We start from the raw sequence: 4,853 nt of genomic DNA, 5'->3' as shown, positions 1-4,853 counted from the left end.
GCGCAACTTTGATCAAATCGAGGTCGATCGAGCGCTCGACGCTGAAATCCAAGCTTCAGGGCGCTTTGATCAGACCTTCCCTAACACTTGAGTTAAGCCGAACCGCGAAGCGGTTTCGGCTTGAACGAATAGTTAGGCCGCAGGCTACCCACGACGCCTGAACTTTGTAAAGAAGGCCTTGTGTGCGAGCCACGTGAGCAAAGGTGCAGCAACCAGCACGACGACCGTTGCGTAGTTGCCAAAGTCGGTGTCACAAGCAAGAACGGAGTGCCCACCGTGATTGCAGCGAATGTCTCCAGGTAGGAGCTGACTGCGCCGCCAGAGCCACCACAGCACGCCAGCGGTGCTACAGCACGCTAGGACGAGCGCAGCAAATGCGGGTATGTGGATACTGCGCCTCATCTCTGCGGCCTAACGCCCGAGTTAAGCCGAACTGCGTAGTGGAGCCAAAGGCATGGCAAGCTTTATCTGCCATGCCTTTGGTGTAACGAAGTAGTTTCGGCTTGAACGAATTGTTAGGCCTCACGCGCGGGCTTGTTACGCCCACTTGTGCGACCACCAGCTGAAAGCTTGAATGCAACTGCGGCTGCGATAAGAGCCAACAAGGTAGCCGAGCACATGACAGCAGGAAGCACCCAGACCGGCGCCCCAGAGAACTGCGCGACAATGCCCGGCCCAAGAAGAATTCCTGTAATCGCCCCCAAGAGCGCGACCGAGAAAGCGACGAGCGCGCTTCGTGGGGTGATTTTTGGGCTGTTCTGCACGGATCTCTCCTGTGAGGCCTAACACCAGAGTTAAGCCGAGACGCGTAGTGAAGCGAACCACATGGCAAGCTTTACCTGCCATGTGGTTTGCGTAACGAAGCGGCTTCGGCTTGAACGACTTGTTAGGCCGCCGCACGACGAGCTTGCGCCCGACCTTGCGACAGCCCAACCCCTGCGCCGAACAGTACATCAAGTCTGGCCGAGCGGCCTCAGGCTGGCGCTGCCGGGGCCGAACTCAGAACCGTCGACTCGCGCGGCCATGAACTCTCACAGCGCCCTGTCCGATGCCAACTCGGCCGATCGAATCTTGCGTAGAGTCGCAGCTGTCCGAAGCCGAGGTGCTGCAGGGCTGACTGCCGATGCCTGCACCGTGCGTGCGAGGTGCAAACGCTGCGGATAAGCGAGCCGCTACAGATTGCCTGGAACCCAGCAACAACAGTGCGGGAAACAAGGCCTAACACCACTCGTTAGGCCGCCGTTCCCTGGCACCTGCGCCCGACGTGCGGCAGCCCAACCCCTGAGGCGAACAGTACAACAAGCGCCGTGTCTGGTGCTGCCGAAACGCACCATGCGCGCGGCCAAGAACTCTCACCGCGCACGGCCCGAAGCCGACCCGGCAAGTCGAATCTTGCGAAGAGTCGCGCCCGTCCGAAGCCGAGGTGCTGTAGGGCTGACTGGCGATGCCTGCACCGCGCGTGCGAGGTGCAAACGCTGCGGATAAGCGAGGCGTTACAGATTGCCTGGAACCCGACAACAACAGTGCGGGAAACAAGGCCTAACACTTGAATTAAGCCGCGCCACGAAGTGGCGTCGGCTTGAATGAATGGTTAGGGGGCGGCTGCGCGATCATCGGGGCGCACGTCCGAGACCATCACGGTGAGCGCACCCGCCGACGGCATGAGATAGGCGCGGTAGGTGAACTCCTTGGCATCGCATGCCTCTATCTTCCAGTGTTCTACGACTGAACCCCTCTCACGCCGGAGGATCTCCGCTGAGATGGGCCGTACATAGGGGCAAGTTGGGTGCTGTGCGTTGTGCCAACCCGCAACGTCTCTGGCAACGTTCGCCGCTTGGTCTCCGCAGGCTGAAGTGCCGAGGGAGCTGCATGGCCCTGCAGGCGCGCTCGCGCAGCCTCCGAGCACAGCAGCGAGAAGAACGGTACCGAGGTACAAAGCTTGCGATGCCATTTCAGTAGCCCCTAACGCCTAAGTTAAGCCGCGCCGCGCAGTGGAGCCGACCACATGGCAAGCTTTCTTTGCCATGTGGTTGGCGTAAGCCGCACTCTGGAATCTTTCAGCGCCGAGTGCAAGCCAGACCGCTACGCAAAGGCACGCGACTGTTGCCCCTCCAAGGAACAGCAGAGCCAGACCAGGAAAAAGGTACGAAGCGAAGCCTCCGACCAGGAATGCTGCCGGCAAGAGAAGAAGCCTGGTTCCTGCCCAGCGATGCAGCGCCACGGGGTCAGCCACGCGAGCGTAGTCCACGACGTTGAGTGGCTTTGAGCCGCCGGCAAAACGCACAGCCAGAGCTACCGCCAGCAGGATCGGCACCAGAGCGAGCTGGACGATTGCGAGAACGGCTGCCATGCGGCCTAACGCCAGAGTTAAGCCGAATCGCGAAGCGGTTTCGGCTTGAACGAATTGTTAGATGGGAGCACGGAGCAGCAATGAACACAAACTGCGGCTTACACGCCGCCAGCACGCGGAGGTGCGTGCTGCAATGCCTTGCTAGGCTGCCTGCAGTGCACAAAACCTGCAATGCCACCTATCAGCAGCGGCACCACATGTCCGGGCTTAGGGTATCCGGCATATATGAAGTCAAGAGCAAATGCAGGTATAAGCGAGAAGCAAAGAACTATTAGGAACGCTCTTGACTGGATAGCGCCTCTGAGGAACAAGGCGAGACCAAACGCGGCTATGCCTAGGACTGCTTGAGACGCGCCTGTTCCCAAATTCCACGGCGGTGTTACAAAGAGCGTGCCCACTAGAGTTCCGGCGACGCCGGCTATAAACCAAAGCAGAAAGAACATGAAGCCGTGGACGCGTCGCTCTAAAAAGAACCCCAGCAGGGCGAGTGACAGCACATTAAACAGCATGTGCGATTGCTTGACGTGTATTAGCTGCGAGGCGAGTAACCGCCACAACTCAAGGTTCTCTAGGTGCGCGAATGTAACACCACCGTAGGGCTCTAACTGAGTGATTCTTACACTTCCCATCAAATTGCCACTCACGGCAAGCGCGACGCCCATGGAATAGATAAGGGTCGTCAGGCAGATGATGATGGTGATGTATGGGATTTGAGTGCTTTTCATGGATTCCGGAGGGCTCCAGCCGCTCGCAGTAGGGCGCCTCGGACATCTAACGCCAGAGTTAAGCCGAGACGCGTAGTGGAGCGAAACAGATGGCAAGATTTACCTGCCATGTGTTTTGCGTAACGAAGCGGCTTCGGCTTGAACGATTTGTTAGGGGGCGCTGTCGGGGTTCCCAGACGGCGCAGGATTTGCAGGAGCTGGCGATTGCGCCGGCTGTGGGGCGGGCGCAGGATCTACCGGGTCCGGAAGTCGCACCATACGCGTTGGATCAACGGACTTGATGATGCCGGTCTGTCCCGAGATGATCTTCTCAACGACACCAGGCGGCGGGTTGTTCCTGCTCATGTTCTTCTCCTTGAGAGTTGAAAACATAAAAACTGCAGTTAAGAGTGCTGCGACTGCGAACGCAAAACCAGAGGTCCAGTTTGCGATATTTGCGGGTGCGGCCCACTTGTTGGGCATGTCGATGGCTGGGTTGTGGCCATGGATGTAATAGAGCTCAGCTTTCTCGAGCTGCCTGACGGTTGCGAGCTTTCCAAGGATGAAGGAAAGGGTCGTACTAAAGATTGCCAGTACGAACAGGCACCACGAGACGAACAACAGCGTCACCAGAGTTGAGCTTGCGCCAAGTGCAAAATCCTTCAGGAAGCCAAGCGAAAGAGCAAGGGCGCCTGACGAGTAAGTCAAAATCGCCTTATCGTAGGCCTCTGAGTTGATGGTCTCACGGCGGAACAACTCTTCTTGGATGTCGAAGTAGAGGCGTTCCGCCAGCTCTTTAGTTTCTTTAGTGGTTCGAGTGAATGCTGGCACTGCGCCCCCTAACACCCAAGTTAAGCCGAGACGCGTAGTGAAGCGAAGCACATGGCAAGCTGTACCTGCCATGTGCTTTGCGTAACGAAGCGGCTTCGGCTTGAACGCATTGTTAGGCCCCAGCCCGTGCTGCAACCGACACGACGGTGATGCTGCCATTGAACCCCTCCGCAATGCACGCTGCGATGGCGTCCGAGAACTCATCCCTCAAAGCAGAGCCATCTGTGTCGTAGTCGTTGTCGGCTTGCAACAGCAACCGAGATCCGTCCCAAGTGCACTGAACGTTCTGGTGCCAAGGCCGGTGCACGAATTCTTCAGCGATGTCCCGGGCAGCGACAGCACCGACATGCTCAGGAACTTCACTGCAGGCAAGGATTACTCGATACATGGGGCCTAACACCTGAATTAAGCCGACCCGCGAAGCGGGTTCGGCTTGAATGAATTGTTAGGGCCCAACCGACGCTCCATAATTAGCACTTCTTTACCATGACTCTGTGTGTGAGTCAGAGCGGTCCAACCGCAGCGAGAGTACAGACCTCCAGACAGATCTTCCGTCTGCAGGTAGAGCTTTTCAATTCCGTGATCTTGTGCCTCCGCGGCCACATGAGACACCAGCGCTTGAGCCACTCCAGTACCTCGGGCTGATGCCACCACATAGACGTTTCCCAGCCAATGAGCTAGCGCCGGGAACTCCTTCATTTCTTGCAACTTGAGCTGCGCAGCACCTATTAGCTGACCGTCTACAAGAGCCAAGTAGGTATATGGAAACGACTTGCCAGTGAAGCTCCGCGTTAACTTTCGGTGCTCTACTTCTAGCGACATTCCGTCTTCACGGCCCCATGCTTCGTAGTACCAGCCGGCAATGGTTCCTATTGCAGAGGGATAGCTTGTAAGAGAAGAAATTTCCACGGCCGGTCTGACTCCACTTGGGCCCTAACACCTGAATCACTTGATCTTGGTGTATGTGA

General features: G+C 57.4%; 3 protein-coding genes. All 3 read right to left on the bottom strand.

The genetic code is table 11. The features are described from left to right. Nucleotides 1–2,448: 2,448 nt before the first annotated feature. On the bottom strand, nucleotides 2,449–3,075 hold the full coding sequence (locus IE168_RS14315) for a rhomboid family intramembrane serine protease (protein WP_229823619.1): 627 nt from the start codon (nucleotides 3,073–3,075) through the stop codon (nucleotides 2,449–2,451). A gap of 150 nt (nucleotides 3,076–3,225) precedes the next feature. After that, entirely contained in the window at nucleotides 3,226–4,044 is an 819-nt protein-coding gene (locus tag IE168_RS14310; protein WP_189499468.1) for a hypothetical protein, read from the bottom strand. A 246-nt stretch (nucleotides 4,045–4,290) separates the two neighbouring features. Further along, on the bottom strand, nucleotides 4,291–4,707 hold the full coding sequence (locus tag IE168_RS14910; protein ID WP_386659168.1) for a GNAT family N-acetyltransferase: 417 nt from the start codon (nucleotides 4,705–4,707) through the stop codon (nucleotides 4,291–4,293). Nucleotides 4,708–4,853: the final 146 nt, after the last annotated feature.

It is taken from the genome of Luteimonas padinae (genome assembly GCF_014652935.1).
GTDB classification, from domain to species: Bacteria; Pseudomonadota; Gammaproteobacteria; order Xanthomonadales; family Xanthomonadaceae; genus Luteimonas; species Luteimonas padinae.
The sequence above is the reverse complement of the archived record's forward strand: the minus strand, read 5'-3'. Positions and strand labels throughout refer to the sequence as shown.

Bases quoted from the DNA above. Each gene is read 5' to 3' on its own strand.
- IE168_RS14315 (WP_229823619.1), bottom strand. From the start codon at position 3,075: ATGAAAAGCACTCAAATCCCATACATCACCATCATCATCTGCCTGACG.
- IE168_RS14310 (WP_189499468.1), bottom strand. From the start codon at position 4,044: ATGGCAGCATCACCGTCGTGTCGGTTGCAGCACGGGCTGGGGCCTAAC.
- IE168_RS14910 (WP_386659168.1), bottom strand. From the start codon at position 4,707: ATGTCGCTAGAAGTAGAGCACCGAAAGTTAACGCGGAGCTTCACTGGC.